General features: G+C 71.8%; 12 protein-coding genes. 3 read left to right on the top strand and 9 right to left on the bottom strand.

Annotation, left to right across the window (positions count from 1 at the left end):
* Positions 1–2: 2 nt before the first annotated feature.
* From murD to mraZ, 8 genes are all read right to left on the bottom strand, one after another.
* Positions 3–1493, bottom strand: a complete 1491-nt coding sequence (gene murD / locus ACOJV7_RS15615) for a UDP-N-acetylmuramoyl-L-alanine--D-glutamate ligase (protein WP_420191144.1) — start codon at positions 1491–1493, stop codon at positions 3–5.
* Positions 1490–2572, bottom strand: coding sequence for a phospho-N-acetylmuramoyl-pentapeptide-transferase (mraY, locus tag ACOJV7_RS15610; protein ID WP_420191143.1), 1083 nt, complete (start codon positions 2570–2572; stop codon positions 1490–1492). The genes murD and mraY overlap by 4 nt, the downstream gene beginning before the upstream one ends.
* Positions 2569–3987: a UDP-N-acetylmuramoyl-tripeptide--D-alanyl-D-alanine ligase gene (locus tag ACOJV7_RS15605; protein ID WP_420191142.1), complete on the bottom strand. Its 1419-nt coding sequence runs from the start codon at positions 3985–3987 to the stop codon at positions 2569–2571. Before ACOJV7_RS15605 ends, mraY begins: the two co-directional genes overlap by 4 nt.
* Positions 3984–5576: a UDP-N-acetylmuramoyl-L-alanyl-D-glutamate--2,6-diaminopimelate ligase gene (locus ACOJV7_RS15600; protein ID WP_420191141.1), complete on the bottom strand. Its 1593-nt coding sequence runs from the start codon at positions 5574–5576 to the stop codon at positions 3984–3986. Before ACOJV7_RS15600 ends, ACOJV7_RS15605 begins: the two co-directional genes overlap by 4 nt.
* A gap of 11 nt (positions 5577–5587) precedes the next feature.
* A complete protein-coding gene (locus tag ACOJV7_RS15595) occupies positions 5588–7384 on the bottom strand; it encodes a peptidoglycan D,D-transpeptidase FtsI family protein (protein WP_420191140.1) in 1797 nt (598 codons plus the stop codon).
* 419 nt (positions 7385–7803) lie between these two features.
* Positions 7804–8577 carry a cell division protein FtsL gene (ftsL, locus tag ACOJV7_RS15590; RefSeq protein WP_420191139.1) on the bottom strand — a complete coding sequence of 258 codons (774 nt, stop codon included), beginning with the start codon at positions 8575–8577 and terminating at the stop codon, positions 7804–7806.
* Positions 8574–9554, bottom strand: coding sequence for a 16S rRNA (cytosine(1402)-N(4))-methyltransferase RsmH (rsmH, locus tag ACOJV7_RS15585; protein WP_420191138.1), 981 nt, complete (start codon positions 9552–9554; stop codon positions 8574–8576). Before rsmH ends, ftsL begins: the two co-directional genes overlap by 4 nt.
* Before the next feature lie 197 nt (positions 9555–9751).
* Complete coding sequence (mraZ, locus tag ACOJV7_RS15580) at positions 9752–10183, bottom strand: division/cell wall cluster transcriptional repressor MraZ (protein WP_035947885.1); 432 nt, start codon at positions 10181–10183, stop codon at positions 9752–9754.
* A gap of 350 nt (positions 10184–10533) precedes the next feature.
* Here mraZ and ACOJV7_RS15575 point away from each other — a divergent pair, with 350 nt between their 5' ends.
* From ACOJV7_RS15575 to ACOJV7_RS15565, 3 genes are read left to right on the top strand one after another with little or no spacing between them, the layout of a single operon-like run.
* Positions 10534–11553 (top strand): AAA family ATPase, encoded by a 1020-nt coding sequence (locus tag ACOJV7_RS15575; protein WP_420191137.1) that lies wholly within the window; start codon positions 10534–10536, stop codon positions 11551–11553.
* 6 nt (positions 11554–11559) lie between these two features.
* Positions 11560–12813: a DUF58 domain-containing protein gene (locus tag ACOJV7_RS15570; RefSeq protein WP_420191136.1), complete on the top strand. Its 1254-nt coding sequence runs from the start codon at positions 11560–11562 to the stop codon at positions 12811–12813.
* Positions 12810–15119, top strand: coding sequence for a transglutaminase TgpA family protein (locus ACOJV7_RS15565; RefSeq protein WP_420191135.1), 2310 nt, complete (start codon positions 12810–12812; stop codon positions 15117–15119). Before ACOJV7_RS15570 ends, ACOJV7_RS15565 begins: the two co-directional genes overlap by 4 nt.
* Before the next feature lie 251 nt (positions 15120–15370).
* On the opposite strand, the gene ACOJV7_RS15560 is transcribed toward ACOJV7_RS15565, so the two are convergent.
* Positions 15371–22330 (bottom strand): OmpL47-type beta-barrel domain-containing protein, encoded by a 6960-nt coding sequence (locus ACOJV7_RS15560; RefSeq protein ID WP_420191134.1) that lies wholly within the window; start codon positions 22328–22330, stop codon positions 15371–15373.
* Positions 22331–22635 lie beyond the last annotated feature (305 nt).

Below are 22635 nucleotides of genomic sequence, written 5' to 3'. Positions count from 1 at the left end.
ACTCACTCCCCCGGGGCCGCGCGGCGGAGCACCGCCTCGGCGAAGGCGTCTCCACGTGCGCCGTAGTTGACGAACATGTCCATGGACGCGGCGGCAGGCGCGAGGAGCACGACGTCACCCGGCTGGGCGAGCGACGCGGCTTCGCTGACGACGCGGTCCATGGTCCCAGTGTCCGTGTCGGGGACGTCGACGACCGGGACATCGGGCGCGTGTCGGGCAAGCGCCTCGGCGATGACCGCGCGGTCGCGCCCGATGAGCACGACCCCCCGCAGCCGGCCCGCCGCCGAGCGCACGAGGTCGTCGACCTCGGCGCCCTTGAGCAGCCCGCCCGCGACCCAGACGACGTGCTCGTATGCCGTGAGCGAGGCCGCGGCCGCGTGCGGGTTCGTGGCCTTCGAGTCGTCGACATAGCGGACCTCGCCGACCGTGGCGACGTGGGCGATGCGGTGGGCCTCGGGCCGGAAAACGCGCAGCCCCGCGCGGACCGCGCCGGGCTCGACGCCGTGGGCCCGGGCCAGCGCGGCGGCGGCGAGGGCGTTGGCCACGAGGTGGGGCGGGACGTCGGGTGCGTCGCCACGCAGGTCCTCGAGCGAGGCGAGCTCGGCCGCGGCGTGGCGGCGCTGCTCGACGAAGGCACGGTCGGCGAGGACCTCGCCGACGACGCCGAGCATCGATGGCGCCGGGGTGCCGAGGGTGAAGCCGATCGCCCGGCACCCCTCCTGGACGTCGGCCTCCTCGACGAGCCGCTCGGTCTGCGGGTCGTCGACGTTGTAGACGCACGCGACCTCGGTGCCCTCGTAGACCTTGCCCTTGGCGGCGAGGTAGGCGTCGTAGCCGCCGTGCCAGTCGACGTGGTCCGGAGCGACGTTGAGGCAGGCCGACGCCTGGGGCCGGATCGAGTCCGACCAGTGCAGCTGGAAGCTCGAGAGCTCGACGGCGATCGCGTCGAACGGCTGCGGGTCCATGACCGCCTCGAGGATCGGCGTGCCGACGTTGCCGGCGCTGATGGCGCGCTCGCCCGCGGCCCTGAGGATCGAGGTGAGCATCTGGACTGTCGTCGTCTTGCCGTTGGTGCCGGTCACGGTCAGCCACGGCGCCGCGCCCTCGCGCGGCCGCATACGCCAGGCGAGCTCGACCTCGCCCCAGATGGCGACCCCGGCCTCGGCCGCCGCCGCGAGCAGCGGCTGGGTCGGCGCCCACCCCGGGGAGGTGACGACGAGGTCGACGGGGTCGGACGGCATACGGGTCACGTGGTCGGGACCGAAGCGCAGCTCGGCGTCGAGGATCTCGAGGATGCGTGCGCGCTCCGACATCGCCGGCGTCGAGTCGCGCTCGGCGCCCTCGACGACGACGACGTGGGCGCCGCGCTCGAGGAGGGCGTCGGCGGCGGCGAAGCCGCTCACGCCGAGCCCGGCGACGAGGACGCGCAGTCCGGCCCAGTCGGCCTCGCGGGAGGTGAGCCCCTCGAGCCGACGGTCGATCGAGCCGCTCATGCCGCGCCCACGACCCATTCGGCGTAGAAGAGGCCGAGCCCGAGGGCGACGAAGAGGCCGGCGATGATCCAGAAGCGGATGACGATCGTGACCTCCTGCCAGCCGAGGAGCTCGAAGTGGTGCTGGAGCGGCGCCATCCGGAAGACCCGCTTGCCGGTCGACTTGAAGGAGGCGACCTGGATGATGACCGAGAGCGTGATCGTCACGAAGAGGCCGCCGAGGATGACGACGAGGAACTCGGTCCGCGTGACGATCGCGAGGCCGGCGAGGAGGCCGCCGAGGGCCAGCGACCCGGTGTCGCCCATGAAGATCTTGGCGGGCGAGCCGTTCCACCAGAGGAACCCGAAGCAGGCGCCCATCGCCGCCGCGGCGACGATGGCGAGGTCGAGCGGGTCGCGCACCTCGTAGCACTTGATGCCGGCGTTGGTCTGGCAGTTCTGGTTGAACTGCCAGATGCCGATGAGGACGTAGGCGGCGAAGGTCATCACCGAGGCGCCGGTGGCGAGGCCGTCGAGGCCGTCGGTGAGGTTCACGCCGTTGCTCGTGCCGGCGATGATGACGTTGGCGAAGAGGATGAAGAGGAGCACCCCGACGATCGTCCCCGCGAACGCGAGGTCGAGGTTGGTGTCGCGGACGAACGAGATCTTCGTCGAGGCGGGAGTGCGGCCGGAGTCGTTGGGGAACTGCAGCGCGAGGATCGCGAAGATCACGCCGACGAGGCCCTGCCCGAAGAGCTTCTCCTTGGACCTCAGGCCGAGGCTGCGCTGCTTGCTGATCTTGATGTAGTCGTCGAGGAACCCGACGAGCCCGAGCCCGGCCATGAGGAAGAGGACGAGCAGACCGCTCCAGCTCGGAGCCGTCCAGAACGCGAGGTGGGCCGCCCCGTATGCCGTGATGGTCGCCGCAACGATGACCGCGCCACCCATCGTCGGCGTGCCGCGCTTGGTGTGGTGCGACGTCGGGCCGTCGTCGCGGATGAACTGGCCGTAGCCGCGCTTGACGAGCACCTTGATGAACATCGGGGTGCCGAAGAGCGCGACGACGAGGCTGACCACCGCAGCGACGAGCACGGCCTTCACTGGGTGTCCTCCTGGGTGCTCTTGTCGTCGGTCGGGTCGGTGGTCGTGAGTCTGTCTCCGAGCCACCGTAGACCTGCGTCGCGGCTCGACTTGAACAACACGACGTCGGGCGGGGCGAGTTCGGCGCGCAGCAGCGCCTCGGCCGCGTCGGCGTCCTCGACCCAACGGATCCGGGTGCCGGCTGCGGGGGCGATGTCGGCCATGGGGCGGGCGGTCTCGCCGACGACGACGAGCTCGTCGACCCGGCGCCGCTGCGCCTCCTCGCCGACCTCGGCGTGCTCGCCGGCCGACTCGTCGCCGAGCTCGAGCATCGAGCCGAGGACGGCCCACGTGCGGCGTCCCTCCCCCATGACCTCGAGTGCGGCCAGCGCGGCGCGCATCGAGTCGGGGTTGGCGTTGTAGGCGTCGTTGACGACGGTGACGCCGTCGGCCCGCTCGGTGACCTCCATCCGCCACCGGCTCACGACACCGGCCCCGGCGATCGCGGTCACGGCGTCGTCGAGCGCGAGCCCGCACTCGAGGGCGACGGCGAGGACCGCGAGGGCGTTGCCGACGTGGTGGCGTCCGACGAGCCGCAGGCCGACCTCGGCCTCCCCCGCCGGCGTGACGGCGCGGAAGCTCGCGCGACCGTCGGGACCGACCCGAACGTCCGCGGCGCGCACGGTCGCGTCCGGTGCCTCGCCGACGAGGACGATGCGGGCGCGGGTCACGTCGGACATCGCGCGGACGACGGGGTCGTCGGCGTTGAGGACGGCGACGCCGTCCTCCGGGAGTGCCTGCACGAGCTCGGACTTGGCCCGGCCGATGGCCTCGCGCGAGCCGAACTCGCCGACGTGGGCCGTGCCGACGTTGAGGACCACGCCGATGCGCGGCGGCGCGATGCGGGTGAGGTAGTCGATGTGCCCGATCCCGCGCGCTCCCATCTCGACGACGAGGAAGCGGGTCTCGTCGGTGACGCGGGTGACCGTCAGCGGCACCCCGACCTCGGAGTTGTAGGAGCCGACGGGCGCGATCGTCGGGGCGGTGGAGGCAAGCACCGTGCCGAGGAGGTCCTTGGTGCTCGTCTTGCCCGACGACCCGGTGATGCCGACGACGGTGAGGTCGGTGGCGCGGTCGAGGACCGCCCGCGAGATGGCGACGAAGGCGGCCTGGACGTCCTCGACGACGACGCACGGGAGGTCGTCGACCGGCCGGCTCGTCAGGGCCGCCACGGCGCCGTTGTCGCGGGCCGCGCCGACGAAGCGGTGGCCGTCCATCGCCTCGCCGATGCGCGCGACGTAGAGGCTGCCGGGCTCGGCCACGCGCGAGTCGGTGACCACCGAGCCGGTGACGAGCGGCACCTCGCCGTCGGGGGCGAGGCCCGAGATCGTCCCACCGGTGATGGTCTCGATCTCGGTGAGCGACAGGGCGATCACGACGTCTCCTCGGGCACGGTCTCTGTGGTGGCGACGCCGGGGGCGGTCGAACCGGTTGCGTCACCGGGGGCGGCGAGCGCGGCGCGGAGCTCGTCGCGGTCGTCGAACGGATGGACGACTCCCCCGACCTCCTGACCCGTCTCGTGGCCCTTGCCGACGACGGCAACCGCGGACCCGGACCCACCCTCGCGGGCGAGGCGGACGGCCTCGTGGATGGCCTCGCGACGGCTCCCGACCTCGAGGAGGATGGCGTCGGACCCGACGGACTGCGCGCCCTCGAGGACGGCGCTCCGGATCGAGGCGGGGTCCTCGCCCCGGGGGTTGTCGTCGGTCACGACGACGGCGTCCGCGATGCCAGCCGCGGCGCGCCCCATGCCGTGGCGCTTGCCGCGGTCGCGGTCGCCCCCGGCGCCGAGGACGACGACAAGGCGGCCGGACGTCGTCGGGCGCAGCGCCGCGAGGGCGGCCTCGACGGCGTCGGGCGTGTGGGCGTAGTCGACCACCGCGAGGATGTCCTCGCCCTCGACCGGCGACGTGACCCGTTCCATGCGTCCGGGGACGTGGGGGTCGGTGAGGATGGCGCGGCTCACCGCGTCGGTCTCCTCACCGAGCAGGAGGAGCGCGACCGCCGCCATCGCGGTGTTCGCCACGTTGAAGTCACCGGGCAGGGCGGACCGCAGGTCGAGCTCGATGCCCTTGCCGCGCAGGACGAAGCGCGACGGGTCCGCGCCGTCGACGGCGGCGGTCCAGTCGGCCTCCCGGTCGGGCAGCGTCGTCAGGGTCGTCACCGGGACGCCCGACCGCTCGACGAGCCGCAGGCCCCACACGTCGTCGACGCAGACGAGCCCGCGCAGCGCGTGCTCAGGGGTGAAGAGCACCGCCTTGGCACCGAAGTAGTCCTCCATGTCGGCGTGGAAGTCGAGGTGGTCCTGCGAGAGGTTCGTGAAGAGGGCGAGGTCGTAGACGACGCCGTCGACCCGGTGCTGGCTCAGGGCGTGACTCGACACCTCCATGACGCAGGTGTCGGTGTCGCGCTCTTCCATCACCGCGAGGATCGCGTGCAGGTCGGTGGCCTCGGGCGTCGTGCGGATGCTCTTGACGTGTTCGTCGCCGATCCGCGTCTCGACGGTGCCGATGAGGCCGGTGCGGTGTCCGAGGACTCCCAGCGCGCTGGCGACGAGGTATGCCGTCGTCGTCTTGCCGTTGGTCCCGGTGATCCCGACCATGGTGAGCGACTGGTCGCTCGTGTCGTAGATCCGGGCCGAGAGGGCGCCGAGCACCGCGCGGGGCGCGTCGACGACGACCACCGGGAGGGACACTCCGGCGTCCCGCATCCGGGCGACGCCGTCGGCGTCGGTGAGGACGGCCGCGGCGCCGGCCTGCGCGGCCTGCGCCGCGAAGTCGGCGCCGTGGGCACGGGCCCCCGGCAGGGCGGCATACAGGTCGCCCGGTTGGACGGCGCGGGAGTCGAGGGTCACTCCGGTGACGCGGACGTCGGCCTCGGCCGGGTCGTCCTGGGGTGCGCCGACGAGCAGCGCGAGCTCACGAAGGCTCGCGCTGTCACGGGAGGCGGGTCGGGGTGCGGGCACGACCAGTCAGACTACTTGGAGCCTCGACGTGCCCTGTCACGCAGCGTGTCCGGGTTGCTCGTGGCTTCCTCGGGGCTCACCGAGAGGGTGATCGCCTCCTTGGTGGTCCCCGTCGGCGGCACCTTGAGCTCCTGGAGCGCGTAGGTCATGACGTCGTGGAAGACCGGCGCCGCGACCGTGCCGCCGTAGATGCTCGCGCTCGGGCGCTGCAGGATGACGGCGACGACCAGCTCGGGGTCGTCGGCCGGGGCGTAGCCGATGAAGCTCGCCGTCTTGCCGCTGTACTTGCCGAGGCGGGCGTCGTAGAAGTCGGCGGTGCCGGTCTTGCCCGCGACGCGGTAGCCGGGGATCTGCGCCTGGGGCGCGGTGCCCTCCTTGGACACGACGCCTTCGAGCATCGCGTTGATCTTGGCCGCCGTGTCCTGCGACACGACGCGCGTGCCCGGCTTGTCGGGGGTCCGCTTCATCGAGCCGTTCTCGGAGGTCGTGCCCTCGACGAGCGAGGGCGTCATGCGGACTCCGCCGTTGGCGATCGTCTGGTAGACCGAGGCCGCCTGGATCGCCGTGACCGACAGGCCTTGACCGAACATCACCGTCGAGCGCTGGGTGCCGTTCCACTTCTCGGCCGGCGCGAGCAGACCGGCCGACTCGCCCGGGAAGCCCATGCCCGACTTTGAGCCGAGCCCGAACTTGCGGTAGTACTCCTCGAGCTTCTTGGGCTCGAGGGTCTCGCCGATGAGGATCGTCCCGATGTTGCTCGACTCGGCGAGCGTGCCGGAGACCGTGCGGTAGAGCGTCGGGTGGTCGTGGCTGTCCTTGAAGCTCGCGTCGAAGCGCTGCATGCGGTTGGGGATGATGACCGGCTGGCCCGGGGTCACCGTCTTCTCCTCGAGGGCGGCGGCGACGGTCATGACCTTGGCCGTCGACCCGGGCTCGAAGACGTCGTTGAGCGCCTTGTTGACGAGGCTGCCCTTGGCGCTGCCGATGTCGTTGGGGTCGAAGGTCGGGTAGGACGCCAGCGCGAGGATCTTCGACGTCTTGGCGTTCATGACGACGGCGGTGCCGGACTGGGCGCCCATCTTGGCCATCTGCTGGGCGAGGGCGTTCTGGGCGTACCACTGGATGTTGGAGTTGACCGTGAGCGTGACGTCCTGGCCGTCGTCGGCCTTGACGCCGCCCTGGCGGCCGCCGGGGATCTTCGAGCCGTCGGGCGCCTTCTCGAAGACGGAGTAGCCGGCCTCGCCCTTGAGAGCCTCGTCCATCATCGACTCGAGGCCGCCGCCGGCCGCCCCGTCGTTGGTGACGAAGCCGACGAGCGAGGCGGAGTTCGGACCCTGCGGGTAGACACGCTCGGGCACCGCCTCGGCCGAGTCGCGGTAGATCCCCGGGATGCCGAGGTCGGCGATCTTGCGCCACGTCAGCGGGCTCACCTTGCGGTCGAGCACCTGGTAGCGACCCGACCCGCCGAGCTTGGCGCGCAGGTCCGACGTCGTGCGGCCCAGCAGCGGGGCGAGGGCCGTCGCGGCGAGGTCGACGGCGGTGGCGCTCGTCGCGGCGTCGCAGGTCTTCTTGTTCTTCTGCTTGTAGGTGCAGACCGCGGTCGGGTCCGCGACGACGGTCTCGCGGGCCCGGCTCGAGGCGAGCACGACGCCGTCGGAGGAGACGATCTTGCCGCGCAGCGCCGGGATGACGACCTTCTCGGTGCGCTGCTCGAGCGCCTGCGCCGCGACGGCCGAGGAGTCGAAGCCCTGGATGCGCAGCAGCTGTGCCGCGAAGATGCTGAAGACGAAGAGCACGGCCACGGTCATGCCGCGCATCCGCCGTCGCGGGTTCCCCGCCGCGCGGGTCGGCTGGCGGCGCACGGGGGGACGGCGCGGCGGGCCACCCCTCGACCCGGACCGCGCGCCCGTGGCGCGAGAAGCCGCGGCGCGAGCGGCGGGACGTGCGGCAGCCGCCCGCGCCGGGGCCGGGCGCGAGGCGGTGGCGCGTGATGCTCCGCTCCGGTTCGCCGCGCCGGTCCTGGGCTTGGGGGCGGACGTGGACCCCGGCTTCGGCGCGGGACGCTGGGCCGGACGCTGCGACCTGGCGGCCCCGGCCGCCGGAGGCTGGCGCTTCTTGGCCGGACGCGCGGCGGGGCGTGCCGCGCCTCCGGCTGCCGGACGTGGCGCGCCCGAGCCACCGGCCCGGCGCGGCTCGCGGCCGCGGGACGGAGGTGGGGTCCGGGGCGTCACGGCGTCGTCGTCGCGCTCGGGCCGGGCGAGGGGTCCGTCGCGGTGGTCCGGCCGGTCGCGTCGCGGTCGGACGGGTTCTGCGAGCGCGCGTCCGCGCCACGCTCGGAGGCGTTGGGGCTCGGCGTCGCCGACTCGTCGGGTGCGCCCGGCGTCGCGGCGGGGGCCGCCTTCCGGGTCGCGGTGGTCGTGCGCGTCTCACCGGTGCGCGAGTCGACACTCGTCGTCGTCACCTCGATGTTCGCCCCCTTGACCGTGGTCACCGTCGTCGTCGTCACGGTGCCCACCGTCCTGACCGTCGTCTGGGGAGTCGTGGCCGGGCGGGCAGCCGCGGCAGCGGAGCTGCCTTGTGTGGCCACCGTAAATTCCTTCTGCGCCGTGGCACCCTCCGCCACGCCGAGGACCTTGCCATCGCTGAGCCGGAGGAAGGCCGCGGTCTCCGAGGGGACCATGCCCATGTCGAGGGCCCGCCGGGCCAGCTCGGCCGGCGCGCTCTGCGCGTTGATGGCGTGGCTCAGGGCCTCCTCGGCGTCGGAGAGCTGGTTCGACTGGTCCTGGAGGTCGCCGAGGACGAAGGAGCCCTTGGCCATCGCGGTGTTGAGCATGAGCACGCCGAGGAGCCCGGCGACGAGCAGCGCGAGGCACGCAGCGACGAAGACCGGCTGGCCCTGCTGCGGCGCGCGCTGGACGACGCGCAGCGGCTGCGGCCTCGTCGACCGCGCCGGCCGCGCCGGTGAGCGGTGGAGTGGACGTGCGGTGGCGGTCGAGGTCATCGCCGGGCCCCCTTGGTAGAGCGTGTACGTTCTGCGACCCGCAGCCGCGCCGATGCGGATCGTGGGTTGGTGGACTGCTCCTCGGCGCCGGGCTCCTCGGCCCCACGCGTCAGCAGTCGGAGGTAGGCCGCGTGCTCGGGGAGCTCGACCGGCATACCGGGCGGGGTCGTCGAGGTGGCACCGGCGGCGAAGGCGCGCTTGGTGATCCGGTCCTCGAGCGAGTGGTAGGAGAGGACGGCGATCCGGCCGCCGACGGCGAGGACGTCGACTGCCCCGGCGACGGCGCGCTGCCACGCCCCGAGCTCGTCGTTGACCTCGATGCGCAGGGCCTGGAAGGTCCGCTTGGCCGGGTGGCCGCCGGTCCGCTGCGACGCCGCCGGGACCGACTCGCGCAGGAGCTCGACGAGCCGGGCCGAGCGGGTGAACGGCTCGATCTCGCGCTCGCGCACGATCGCCGAGACGATCCGCTTGGCGAAGCGCTCCTCGCCGAAGTCGCGCAGCACCCGGATGAGCTCGCCGGGCGCGTAGGTGTTGAGGACCTCGGCGGCGGTGATGCCGCGGCCCTGGTCCATCCGCATGTCGAGCGGCGCGTCCTGGGCGTAGGCGAAGCCGCGGTCGGCCTCGTCGAGCTGGAGCGAGGAGACGCCGAGGTCGAAGAGGACGGCCTGCACCTCGCGCAGTCCGGCCTCGGCGACGACCTCGCCGATCTCGTCGTAGACGGCATGGACGCCGCGGAAGCGGTCGCCGAACCGGGCGAGCCGCTCCCCCGCGAGCGCGAGGGCCTCCTCGTCCCGGTCGATCCCGATGACGGTGGCCTCGGGGCAACGCTCGAGGAAGGCCTCGGTGTGCCCGCCCATGCCGAGGGTCCCGTCGACGAGGACCGACCCCGGCGCGGAGAGGGCAGGGGCGAGCAGGTCGACGATGCGGTCGCGGAGCACAGGGACGTGGCGCTCGTGCGCGTCTCCCCGGAACTCCATGTGTGACTCCTCGTCTGGTGGGTGGTGCGAAGCGGTGGTGGCTGGTGGTGGTGCGACGTGGTGGAGGTGGTGGCTGGTGGAGGTCCATCCCTTGCGGTGTCCCGGTCCCCGGCCCCTGGTCCCCATCCGTCCGGTGCCCGGCACGGGGGAAGTCGTGTCGGGAGCCGGTCGGCTGGAGGCCGGGAGCCGGGGCGAGGTCACATGAGTCCGGGGATGACCTCCTCGGACTGCTCGGAGTAGGCCTGCTCGGTGCTGGCGAGGTAGTCGTTCCACGCGTCGGTGTCCCAGACCTCGACCCGCGACCCGGTGCCGATGACGGTGCAGTCGCGTGACAGGCCGGCGTACTGGCGCAGGTGCGCGGGGATGGTGACGCGGCCCTGCTTGTCGGGGATCTCGTCGCTCGCGCCGGAGAGGAAGACGCGGATGTAGTCGCGCACGGCGCGGTTGGTCGTCGGCGCCTCCTGCATCTGCTGGGTCACCTTGACGAACTCGTCCATGGGGAAGACGTAGAGGCAGCGCTCCTGGCCACGGGTGACGACGAGGCCGGTCGCGAGCCGCTCGCGGAACTTCGCGGGCAGGAAGAGCCGGCCCTTGTCGTCGAGGCGGGGCGTGTGAGTACCGAGGAACACGCGCTCACCACCCCATCTCCTCGACCCGTGGGCGACACTTCTCTCCGGTGTCCCCCACTTTACTCCACCCGTACCTGAAATCAAGTCGTTATGAACGAGTCGAGCCGGTTTTTGTGCAGGTCAGATGCGGTGGTGCAAAGTGGGGCAACTTTGCGCCGGTGAGCCCTCCCGCATGCGACGAGCCACGGCATACGCCCGTATGCCGTGTGCTCCCGGGCCTAGGGCGGCTGCACGTTCGCTGTGAACCGGGGTGTTTCGGCGCCTGACCTCTCCCCCGGTGGAGCAATGTGGGGCAAGATCGAAGACCCGGTGGCGCAGGGCCTCGGGGAGCACTCATCCCAGGAGCACCGGTGCCGGCACACGACGAGGTCCGCCAGTCCCACGAGAGCGTCCGCAGCGAGCGGCCCATCCCGCCGGGGGCCGCGCTCGACCAGGTCCTCCAGGTCGCGAGCTCGCTGCAGAACGCGATGAACTCGGTCATCGAGGGCAAGCCCGCCGCCGTGCGGACGGCCGTCATCGCGCTGCTCGCCGAGGGCCACATCCTCATCGAGGACGTGCCCGGCGTGGGCAAGACGATGCTCGCCAAGACCCTCGCCCGCTGCATCGACGCCTCGGTGCGACGCGTCCAGTTCACCCCCGACCTGCTGCCGAGCGACATCACCGGCGTGAGCGTCTTCAACCAGGACGTGCGGGACTTCGAGTTCCGGCCGGGCGCGATCTTCGCCAACGTCGTCGTCGGCGACGAGATCAACCGCGCCTCGCCCAAGACCCAGTCCGCGCTGCTCGAGTCGATGGAGGAGGCGCAGGTGACCGTCGACGGCACGACCTACTCGCTGCCGCGCCCCTTCATGGTCCTCGCGACCCAGAACCCCATCGAGATGGAGGGCACCTACCCCCTGCCCGAGGCGCAGCGCGACCGCTTCATGGCGCGGATCTCCATGGGCTACCCGTCCGCCCGCAGCGAGCTCGAGATGCTCGACCAGCACGGCGCCGGCTCACCGCTCGAGGACCTCCGCCCCGTCACCGACGCCACGACCGTCACCCAGATGATCGAGTCCGTCCGGCGGGTCCACGCCTCGCAGGCCCTCAAGCAGTACGTCGTCGACGTCACGCAGGCCACCCGCACGAGCTCGGCGCTGCGGCTCGGGGCCTCCCCGCGCGCGAGCCTGCACCTGCTGCGCGCGAGCCGGGCCCACGCTGCCCTCGCGGGCCGCGACCACGTCCTGCCCGACGACGTCCAGTCGATGACGACACCGGTCCTCGCGCACCGGCTCATGCTCACCGGTGAGAGCCAGCTCGCGCACCGCTCCGCGGCGGACGTCCTCGCCGACCTCCTCCAGCGCGTGCGCGTGCCCGCACCCACCCGCTGACGCTCCATGCGCCGCTTCCGTGAGTCGCTGACGACGAGGGGTGCTGCCTTCCTCGCCTCGGGGATCGTCCTCGTCCTCTCCGGCCTCGCCCTGGGTCAGCACGACCTGAGCCGGATCGGGACCGCCCTGTGCGCTCTCCCCCTGCTCGCCGGGCTCATGGGCCGCCGGCACGACCTCCTCCTCGAGGTTGACCGCGAGGCCCGCCCGCCCCGCGTGACGATCGACGAGCCCGCGGTCGTGCGGGTCGTCATCACCAACCCGTCCGCGACGCGCTCCCCGATCCTGCTCGCAGAGGAGCACCTCGACTACTCCCTCGGCGACCGGCCGCGCTTCGTCGTCCCCTCCCTGCCCGCGCAGGGAGAGACGCACGTGGAGTATGCCGTCCGCGCCCACGCGCGCGGCGCCCACCGGCTCGGGCCGCTCGGCGTGCGGGTTCAGGACCCGTTCGGTCTCACCCTGCGCCACACCTCCATCAGCAGCCACGACGAGCTGCTCGTTCTCCCCCGCATCGTCACCCTCGCCGACGGACGCGCCCTCGGTCGGGGCCTGGGCGCCGAGGGGTCGGTCCCGCACCGGGTGGCCCTGCACGGCGAGGACGACCAGTCGATCCGCGAGTACCGCGACGGCGACGACCTCCGGCGCATCCACTGGCCGGCCACCGCCCGCACCGGCGAGCTCATGGTGCGCCAGGAGGACCGGCCCGCCAAGCGCCGCGCCGTCGTCCTCCTCGACACCCGTGCCCGCGCCCACGGCGGCAGCGGTCCGAGCGGCTCGCTCGAGTGGGCCGTGACGATGGCCGCCTCCGCGGTCAACCACCTCCTCGACAGCGGGTTCGCCGTGCACCTGCTCACCCCGGACCCGGGTCAGGAGTCGGGGGTGCGCGAGGACTCCGACCTCGACGTGGCCCTCGCGACCCTCGCCCGGACCGCACCCTCGAACGAGCCGGGCATCGGCAGCATGCTCCACGCCGCGAGCGGGGCCACCGCGCAGGGCGGCCTCGTCGTCGCCGTCGTCGGCGCGCTCGACGACGACTCGGCCCGGGCCCTGTCGTCGCTGCGCCAGCCGGGCGGGCCCGGTCTCGCCTTCGTTCTCGACGGACCGTCGTTCGGTCGCGGCGAGGGTGGCGCGCTGGAGCCGCGCGCCACCACGGCCGCCCTCTCCGGGGCCGGCTGGGCTGCGCTCCCGGTCACCCCGGACCTCGCCGTGTCCGACGCCTGGGCCGCCGTCGCCGGTTCCCGACGCCTGGTCGGTGCGCGATGAACCGCGCCCGTCCGGTCGAGACCCTCCTCGCGGCGCTCGCGAGCTTCACCGTCGCGCTGCCCCTGCTCACGCTCTTCGACTCGAACGCGTGGGTGCGACCCACGCTGCTCGTCATCGTCGTCCTCGCCGGGGTGGGGCTCGCACTCCGCTCGCTCTCGGCCTCGGCCCTGCAGGTCGTCCTCGGCCAGCTCGTCGTGGGGTTCCTCGTCGTGTCGTGGGTCCACGGCCGCGGCCACCTCTACTACGGCGTCCTCCCCGGACCCGACACCGTGCGGACGTTCGGCATCCTGCTCGGCGAGGCCCAGCAGACCGTCATGGCCTACTCCGTGCCCGTCCCCACCGAACGCGGGGTCATCGTCGCGATCACCATGCTCGTCGGCATCACCGCGCTCGCCACCGACGCCATCGCGGTGACCCTGCGCCTGCCGGCGCTCGCGGGACTCGGTCTCCTCACGGCATACCTCGTCTCGGCGACGAACTCCGGTGAAGGCCTGTCCTGGAAGTACTTCGTGCTGCCGTTCGCCTGCTGGATGGGTCTCGTCGCCACGCAGGGGATCGCCTCGGTCCGGCGCTGGGGAACCTCCGTGCCCCGCAGCAGCGACGGCAACGAGCACGACCCCGTCCTCGGGGTCGCGGGCACGGCCCGGCTGCTCGGCGCCGCCGCGCTCGCGCTCGCCGTCGTCGTACCGGCCGTGGTGCCGCACCTCCCGACGACCTACCTCGCCGACGGGCTCGGCCGCTCCGACTCGGGACGCGGCGGCGGGTCGGTCCAGCTCAACACGACCATCGACCTGCGCAACTCGCTCGAGAGCCAGTCGCAGGAGCCCGTCATCAGCTACACGACGTCGACGAGCTCGCCGGCGCCGCTGCGGGTGGCCATCCTCACCGACTACCGCCGGGGCGAGTGGCGCACCCGCTTCGATGCCGACGACGTCGTGCAGGGAGGGACCGAGCCGGTCGTCGGCGCCGACGACGTCAAGCGGACCGAGGTCAAGGTCGACGTCAACGAGAACCGGCTCCAGGCACCGCAGATCGCCCTGCCCACTCCCCTGCGCTCGGTCGACCTCGACGGGGTTCCGCTGCGCCGCAACTTCGTCGGCGGCTACGAGGTCGACCGCAGCCGCGGCGAGTACTCCGTGACCTACAGCGAGCTCGCGCCGCGCGAGCAGGACTTCGCTGCCGGCGGCGGTGAGCCGCCCGGCGCCGATCAGGGCATCTTCACCGAGCTCGACAGCGACGGCATCCTGCGGCTCAGCGAGCTCGTCGACTCGGTCGTGCCCGAGGACGCCACGCCGCTCGAGACCGCGCGCCTGCTGCAGGCCCACTTCCGCAGCAGCCAGTACACCTACTCGCTCCAGCTCCCCACGCCGACCGACCCCGTCTCGGGCCGCACGATGATGTCGGACCCGCTGACGAACTTCCTCGTGTCGCGGACCGGCTACTGCGTCCAGTTCGCGACCGCGTTCGTCATGGCCGCGCGACTCAAGGGGATCCCGGCGCGGATGGCGATCGGCTTCCTCCCCGGGTCGTTCACCAACGGCGGCTACACCGTCCGCGGTGCCGACGCGCACGCGTGGCCCGAGCTGTGGTTCCCCCGCCTCGGCTGGACCCGCTTCGAACCGACTCCGGGTGTGCAGTCCGGTGCGGCACCGACCTACTCGCTCATCCCGACCGAGGCCGCACCCACGGCGAGCCCGACCGCGAGCGGGACGACGGCGGCCCCCACCCCGACGCTGAGCGAGCGACCCGACAGCGACGCCGGGGCGGTCCAGGACGACCCCACGGCGACGGCCGGTCCGCTCGGCTGGGTGCGCGACAACCTGCTGACGATCGCTGTCGTCATCGGCATCGTCCTGTCGCTGCTCCTCCTTCCGGTCGCGGCCTGGATGCGCCGCCGTCGGATGCGCCTCGACGCGCGCGACGACGCCGAACGGGTCGAGGCCGAGTGGGCCTCGCTCATCTCACGTCTCGGCGACATCGGCATCGCGCCACCGGTCGGGAGCACACCGAGGCAGGCCGGTGCGCGCCTGACCCACGACGCCATCCTCAGCGGCGACTCCAAGGCGGCGATGGGCCGCATCGTCGACACCGTCGAGCGCGCCCGCTACGCCCCTCCGCACACCCCGATCGACGACGTGAGCGGTGACGCCCGCACGGTGTGGCGGGCAGCGGTCTCGGCGCGCCAGCGCAGCGACCAGGCGCGTGCCTACCTCGTGCCCTCCGACGGTGTGCGCCAGTGGAACGACGCCAAGGACGCGGCGCTCGACTGGCCCCGCCGCGCCTGGCTCCGCCTGCGCCGCCGCTGACCTCCCGAGCCTCTTCCGGGCAACCACGAACGACCCGTATGCCGGGCGCTTCCGGTGGGCGGGCGGCATACGGGGTGCGTGTAGGGGGCTTCCGGTATGCCGCGCCCTTCCGGTGGGCGGACGGCATACGGGATGCGTCCGGGAGCGAGGTCCCGGCGAGGTGGCGTCCGGCTCCCACTGCCATGAACCGGTGACAGGCGGAGGGGCCCCGCACCGAGGTCGGTGCGGGGCCCCTCCGTTGCTGCTCCGGGTCAGCGGAGGGCGATGTTGACGTAGTAGGTCTTGCCGTCGTCCAGCGCGACGCCCACCCGCCAGTAGAAGCCGGCCATGGTCTTCTCCGTCTTCCAGTTGTACTGGTACTGGCTGCCGTTGAGCGCGTAGACCCCGCCGACGGTCGGCGTGGCCGTGTAGGCCGCCTCGTTGACCGCCGCGGTGGTGGCGTTGCCCTTGACCGGCGTGAGCCACTTGGGCGCCGTGGAGGCCTGGATGACCTGACCCGAGGCGTTGCGGAGCTCGAACTTCATCGGGATCGTCTGGCCGGCGTTGAAGACGCTGGTCGAGACGCCCGTCTGGTGGGCGGTGTCGTTGACGGGCTGGAGGAACAGCGTGGTCCCGAAGCCGTAGACGACGGTGTAGGTCACCGAGACGGTGCCGACGTTGCCGGCCTTGTCCGTCGCGGTCGCCGTGTAGGTGAACGTGCCGACCCCGTTGGTGCCGCCGGTCGTGGTCCCCGTCGCCTGGGCGGCCAGGCCGCTGGTGGCGTCGGTGGCCGAGGCCGTGGCGGCCGGGACGTTCCCGATCGTGTACTGCGCGCCGTTGGTCACGCCGGCGATCGTCACGGCGGGAGCGACCGTGTCGATGTTGATCCCGCCCACCGTGGTGGAGGCCTTGTTGCCCGCCTTGTCGACCGCGGTGCCGGTGGCGCTGAGGTTGGCGCCCTGGGCCGCGAGGGGGACATCGGGCTGGCAGCTGTCGATGCCGCTGACAGCGTCGGCGCAGGTGAACGCGACGGTGACGGGAGCGCGGTACCAACCGGCCGGGTTCGGGCTGGTGGTGGCGGCGCCGCTGATGGTCGGCAGGCTCTTGTCCACCAGCACCGTCACGGTTGCCGCCGTCTCGGTGTTGCCGGCCCTGTCGACGCTCCAGTAGGCGACGTCATGGCTGCCCTCGGCCGTCACGACGACCTCGGTGCCGGACTTCGACGCGCCCCCGTCGACCGAGTAGTGCGTGCTCGCGACGCCGGAGAGGACGTCGGTGGCGCTGAGCTTCACAGTCACGTCACTGCTCTGCCAGCCAGCGGGTGCGGTGGCCGTGGTGCTCGGGGCGTGGCGGTCGATCTTGATGCCACCGACCGTCGCGCCCTTGGTGTTGCCGGCCTTGTCGCTCACCGCGGCACCGGCCGAGAGGGCGTCGCCCTCGCCCGTGACGGTGCTGTCGGCCGGGGCGTTGCCGAGCAGGCCGGAGAGCGCGTCGCTCGCGGTCCACTTCACCGTGACGTCGCCCTTGTGCCAGCCGTTGCCGTTGGGAGCCGCGGTCACGGCGCCGCTCAGGGTCGGGTCGGTCTTGTCGACGTTGATGCCGCTGACGCTCGCCGGGGTGCTGACGTTGTCGGCAGCGTCGGTGGCGACACCGGTGACCTGCTGGTCCCTGCCCTCGCCGAGCGTCGTCGGTCCGGGGCAGGAGAGGACCCCGGAGAGCCCGTCCTGGTCGGCGCAGGTGAACGTCGCGGTGACGTTCGCGTTGAACCAGCCGTGGGCGTTGGCGTCGGCCGACAGGCTGCCGGCGACGGTGGGGGCGGTCTTGTCGATGCTGACCGTGGCCGGGTCGGTGGAGCTGTTGCCGGCCTTGTCGACGGCCTTGCCCACGACCGGCTGGTTCTGGCCCTGGCTGCTGACCGTCTGGGGCGCGGTGCAGGAGGCGATGCCCGAGCCGGTGTCGGTGCAGGTGAAGGTCACCTTCACGTCGCTGTTGTTCCAGCTGCGCGAGTTGGCGGCCGGCGCCTGCGTGTGGCTGATGCCGGGGGCGGTCTTGTCGATCTTGACCTCGATGTTCTTCTGGGCCTCGACGTTGCCGGCGACGTCCACGCTCCACACCTGGAGCGTGTGCACGCCTTCGGTGTCGATGGTGACGCTGGTGCCGGTCTTCGCCGCGTCCGTGTCGAGCTGGTAGCGAGTCATGGCGACCCCGGAGAGGTTGTCACCGGCATCCAGCGTGACCGTGACGGCGCTGTTGCTCCAGTCGGAGACATCGGAGACCGTGGTCGTCGGCGCGGTCCGGTCGATCTTGACAGGGGCGCTCGTGGCCGAGGTCTCGTTGCCGGCGAGGTCGCGGACCGAGGTGCCGACCGTGAGGCCGGTGCCCTCGCCGTCGACGACGCTGTTGGCCGGGGCCGCACCGTCGATGCCGGAGAGCGCGTCGTCTGCGGTCCACGTGATGGCGACGTCGCCCGTGTACCAACCGTCCGTGCCCGGCCCGGTCGTCGGGACGCCGCTCAGGGTGGGAGCGGTCTTGTCGACGCTGATCGGGCCCACGGTGACGTCGTCGGTGTTGCCGGCGGCGTCGGTGGCGGTGCCCTTGGCGTTCTGCGCCTTGCCCTCGCCGAGCTTCGCCGGGGAGGTGCAGTCGGCGATGCCGGATAGCGCGTCGGCGCAGCTGTAGCTGACGGTGACGTCACCGGCATACCAGCCGTTGGTGTTGGCCGCGCGGTCGGGCGCACCGGTGATGGTCGGCTTGACGGTGTCGATGCTGACCTTGGCGTCGACGTGTTGGGTGTTGCCTGCGTTGTCGACGGTGGTGCCGGGCACAACCTGGTCCTTGCCGTCCGTGGTGACCTTCTGCTCGGGCGAGCAGGCGGCAACACCGGACAGGTCGTCATCGCACTGGTAGGTGACGGTGACCGCGGACGAGTTCCACCCCTTGGCGTTGGGGGCCGGCGTGACCGTGTAGTCGATGGTCGGGTCGGTCAGGTCGATCTTCACCGTGGCGGTCTGAGCCGCCTCGGTGTTGCCGGCCTCATCGACGCTCCAGTAGGTCAGGGTGTGGACGCCCTGGGTGCTGATGGTGAGGGACGTGCCCCTGACCGGGTCGGCGGTGTCGACCTTGTAGTACGTCGCCTCCACACCGGACAGGCCGTCGTAGGCGCTGAGGCTCACCGTCACCGCGGTGTTGTTCCAGCCGGCCGGTGCGTCGGCGCCGGTGGTCGGAGCGGTGCGGTCGATCTTCACCGTGGCGCTGTCGGCGGTGGTGCTGTTGCCGGCCTTGTCGAACACCGTCGCGGTGTCCTTGAGGTTCGCGCCTTCACCGGTGACGGTGCTGTTGGCAGGGGTGGACACCACGCCCGAGCGGTCGTCACCGGCGGTCCAGCCGATCGTGACGTCGCCCTTGTACCAGCCGTTGCCGTTGGCAGCCGTCGTGGGCTTGCCGCTCAGCGTGGGGTCGGTCTGGTCGACGTTGATGCCACCGACCGTGGTGCTGGCGGAGTTGCCGGCAGCGTCCACCGCGGTGCCCTCGAGGGACTGGTTGGTCCCCTCGCCGAAGGTCCCGTCGGGCGTGACCGTGTCGATCCCGGACAGGGTGTCCGTGCCCTCGAAGTGGACGGTGACGTCGGTGTCGTTCCAGCCGAACCCGTTGGCCGCCGGGGTGCGGCTGCCGGTGATGGTGGGCTTGGTCCGGTCCAGGCTCACCGTGGCGCGGTCGGTCGCCGTGTTCCCGGCGTTATCCGTGGCGGTACCGGTGACCGGCTGGTCCTCGCCCTCGGTCGTGACCTTCTGGGGCGCGGTGCAGCTGGCGATGCCGGAGAGCGTCGACTGGTCGTCGCAGGTGAACGTCACGGTGACGTCGTCCCTGTGCCACCCGTTGGCATTGGCCTTCGGGTCGAAGGTGTGCGTGATCGTCGGCTTGCTCTTGTCGATCTGCACCGTCACCGTCCGAGCGTCCTCGCGGTTGCCGGCGAGGTCCCCGGAGGAGTACTCGATGGTGTGGGTGCCCTCGCTCGTCAGCTGCACGGAGGTGCCGACGGCGTCCGGACCACCGTTGAGGCGGTAGTGGGTGGAGCTCACGCCGGAGAGGGCATCGCGGGCGTCAAAGGTGACGGTGGCGCTCTCGTTGACCCAGCCGCTCGGCGCCGAGACGTCGGTGCGCGGGGCGGTCTTGTCGATCTTGACGGGCGCGCTCGTGGCGGTGGTGGTGTTCCCGGCCTTGTCGGACACGGAGGCGGAGACGGTCTGTCCCTCGCCCTCGGTGGACAGCACCGAGTCTTCCGGGGCGGGGCCGGAGAGACCCGAGAGCACGTCGTCCGCGGACCAGTTCAGCGTGACGTCACTCTTGTACCAGCCGTTCTCGTTGGGCCCCATGGTCGGCGCGGCGCTGAGGTTCGGCTTGGTCTTGTCGACGTTGATGCCGGTGACCGAGGTGGCGGCGCTGTTGCCCGCGTTGTCCACCGCGGTGCCGTCGGCCTTCTGGCCGGCTCCCTCACCCAGGTGCTGCGGCCCGGTCACGGTGCTGATCCCGGAGAGCGCGTCCTCGCCGTCGAAGGAGACGGTGACGTCGTCCTTGTACCAGCCGGCCGCGTTCGCGTCCCGGTCGGGAGCGCCGGTGATGGTGGGGGCGGTCTTGTCGATGTTCACGGTCGCGGTGCCGGAGACGCTGTTGCCGGCGTTGTCGCTGGCCTCACCGGTGACCTTCTGGGCCTTGCCCTCGGTGGTGACGGTCGTCGGGGCGGTGCAGGCCTTCAGGCCCGACAGGGCGACCTGGTCGGCGCAGGAGAAGCTGACCGACACGTCGGTGTTGTTCCAGCCCCGGGCGTTCTGCTCAGGCGACTGGCTCGGGGTGATGCTCGGGGAGGACAGGTCCACCTTGACGGTGAAGCTCCTGGCGTCCTCCTTGTTCCCCGCGTTGTCCACCGAGTAGTAGCTCACCGTGTGGACGCCCTCGCCACCGACGGTCACGCTGTCACCCTTGGTGGGGGTGGTCGCACCATCCACGGCGTAGTACGTGCTGTCGACGTCGGAGAGGTTGTCCGTGCCCTGGAGCCCGACCGTGACGGGGGCGTTGACCCAGCCGCCGGGGACACCGGTGGCGGTCGTGCTCGGCGCCGTGCGGTCGATCTTGATGCCGCCGACCGTGGCGGTGGTGGTGTGGCCCGCCTTGTCGGTGACGGAGGCGGAGGCGGACAGGCCGCTGCCCTCACCCGTCACGACGGAGCCGGCCGGGCAGGCGACGACGCCTGAGAGGTTGTCGGCGCAGGTCCACTCGACCGTGACGTCGCCGGTGAACCAGCCGTTCGCGTTCGGAGTGCCGACGACCACGCCGGTGATGGTCGGGGCGGTCTTGTCGACGCTGATCTCCGACGTGGTGACGGAGTCGCTGTTGCCCGCGGCGTCGGTGGCGGTGGCGGTGGCCGTCTGGGCGGCACCCTCACCGAAGGTGTGCGCGCGGTCCTGGGTCTTGACGCCGGACAGCGCGTCGGTCGCGGTGAAGGTCGCCGTGACGTCGTCGGCATACCAGCCGTTGGCGTTCGGCGCCGGCAGGGGGTCGACCGTGATGACCGGCTTGGTCTTGTCGATGCTGACGGCTGCGGGGTCGGTCGCCGTGTTGCCCGCGTTGTCCTCGACGGTGCCGATGACGACCTGGGACTTACCCTCCGTGGTGAGAGTCTGGGGACCGGTACAGCTCGCGACACCCGAGACCGCGTCGGAGCAGGTGAAGGTGACGGTGACGTTGCTGTTGTTCCATCCGTCGCCGTTGGCGGCCGGGCTCTGGGTGTGCCCGATCGTCGGCGAGGTCTTGTCGATGCCGAAGGAGACCGTGTGCGGCGCCTCGGTGTTGCCGGCGGCGTCGGTGCTCCAGAACGTCAGGGTGTGGTTGCCCTCGGCGGTCACCGGCACGCTGGTGCCAGCAACGGGCTCGGCGCCGTCGAGCTCGTAGAAGGTCTTCGCCACGCCGGACAGGGCGTCGTTGGGCACGAGGGTCAGCGTGACGTCGCTCTTGTTCCAGGCCGGCGGCGCGGTGACGGTGGTGTTGGGGGCGGTGCGGTCGATCTTGACCGCAGGCGCGCTCTGGACCGAGCCGCTGGTGTTGCCAGCCTTGTCCGCGGCGGTGGCGCTCGAAGTGAGGCCCGTGCCCTCACCGCCGATCGTGGTGTTGGCCGGGTTCGTGGTGCCGGAGAGAGCGTCGGCCGCGGTCCAGGCGACAGTGACGTCACCCTTGTACCAACCAGCGGTGTTCGGGTCGGTGGTGGGCTTGCCGGAGAGAGTCGGCGCGATCTTGTCGATGTTGATGCCCCCCACGGTGGTGCTGGCCGTGTTGTCGGCGTTGTCGGTCGCCGTGCCGGTGACCGACTGGTTGGCGCCGCTGGTGCTGAGCGTGGTGGCAGGCGATGAGGACTTCACGCCGGAGGTCGCGTCGGCCGGCACGAACGAGACGGTGACGTCGGTGTTGTTCCACCCGTTCGCGTTGGCCGCGGGGGTGCGCGACCCGGTGATGGTCGGCGCGGTCTTGTCGAGCTTGACGGTGACGGGGGCGCTCGTCGCGGTGTTGCCGACGTTGTCGGTGACCGTTGCGGTCTTCGTCACCGTGCCGTCGGTGGTCACGGTGTCAGCGGCCGGGGTGACGCTCTTGACGCCCGAGCCTCCACTGTCGGCACCAGTCCAGGTGACGGTGACGTCGGCCTTGTTCCACCCGGCGCCGTTCGGCGCAGGGCTCAGCGCACCGGTGGCCGTCGGCGCGGTGTTGTCGAGCGTGTACGACGCCGACTGGACCCCGAACGTCTCGTTCTGGTTGGCAACGCACTTGTCCTGCCCGTTGACGTTGCGCCAGGCCTTGGTCGTGTACTGCACCGCTCCGCTCCCGGTTCCGGCCGTGAGCCACGGATATGCCGAGCCGCTGAAGGTCCATGAGTTGGAGTTGCCGCCGCTCTTGGTGGCGATGGTGTTCCCGTTGCCGTCGATGACGTCGACGCAGCGGGTGTTGCCGTCGGTGTTGACGGTCAGTGTCAGCGCCCCTCCCGCCCTCGCGTACACCGTGCCGTTGGCCGCGGTGTACGTCCCTGCCCCGCCGGAGAAGACGGCACTCGTCACGGACGCCGCCTGGGCCGCCGGCGCCCACGCCGCGACCCCGGCGAGAACCATGGCGGACGCGGCCAGCACCGCCGGCAGGCGCCGCTTGTCCCGAGAGGTGGAGGGCGGGAAGGCGCGCAGCGGTGACGAGGACATGAGCTACTCCTGGCAGGGAAGGTCTTGCGATCAGGACCAAGAGAACAGGTCGCTGCGCAGGCTCATACGGCGAATGGGCAAACCCGAGGGCTCCGGGGGCCTCTCATTCGCGATTTCATCCCGACGGGCTATACGGTGCTGGTCACGCGGATGGCGCCGTGCATGGTCACTCGGCACCCTCAGCGCCGTGACCTGCGGAAACACGCATCGGGCGGGTTAGCCCGGTCTACCCAGTCACCCGGCCGCCAACCCAGCTGTCCGCACCGCTGAGCTCAGTCCGTCGCCTCCGACGGTTCCCGAAGACG

Origin of the sequence: Knoellia tibetensis (assembly GCF_048606415.1) — a bacterium.
Lineage (GTDB): Bacteria > Actinomycetota > Actinomycetes > Actinomycetales > Dermatophilaceae > Knoellia > Knoellia tibetensis.
The sequence above is the reverse complement of the archived record's forward strand: the minus strand, read 5'-3'. Positions and strand labels throughout refer to the sequence as shown.

Excerpts from the sequence above, each read along its gene's own strand:
- ACOJV7_RS15595 (WP_420191140.1), bottom strand. The coding sequence starts at position 7,384 with ATGACCGTGGCCGTGCTCTTCGTCTTCAGCATCTTCGCGGCACAGCTG.
- ACOJV7_RS15570 (WP_420191136.1), top strand. The coding sequence starts at position 11,560 with ATGCGCCGCTTCCGTGAGTCGCTGACGACGAGGGGTGCTGCCTTCCTC.
- murD (WP_420191144.1), bottom strand. The coding sequence starts at position 1,493 with ATGAGCGGCTCGATCGACCGTCGGCTCGAGGGGCTCACCTCCCGCGAG.
- ACOJV7_RS15565 (WP_420191135.1), top strand. The coding sequence starts at position 12,810 with ATGAACCGCGCCCGTCCGGTCGAGACCCTCCTCGCGGCGCTCGCGAGC.
- ACOJV7_RS15560 (WP_420191134.1), bottom strand. The coding sequence starts at position 22,330 with ATGTCCTCGTCACCGCTGCGCGCCTTCCCGCCCTCCACCTCTCGGGAC.
- ftsL (WP_420191139.1), bottom strand. The coding sequence starts at position 8,577 with ATGACCTCGACCGCCACCGCACGTCCACTCCACCGCTCACCGGCGCGG.
- rsmH (WP_420191138.1), bottom strand. The coding sequence starts at position 9,554 with ATGGAGTTCCGGGGAGACGCGCACGAGCGCCACGTCCCTGTGCTCCGC.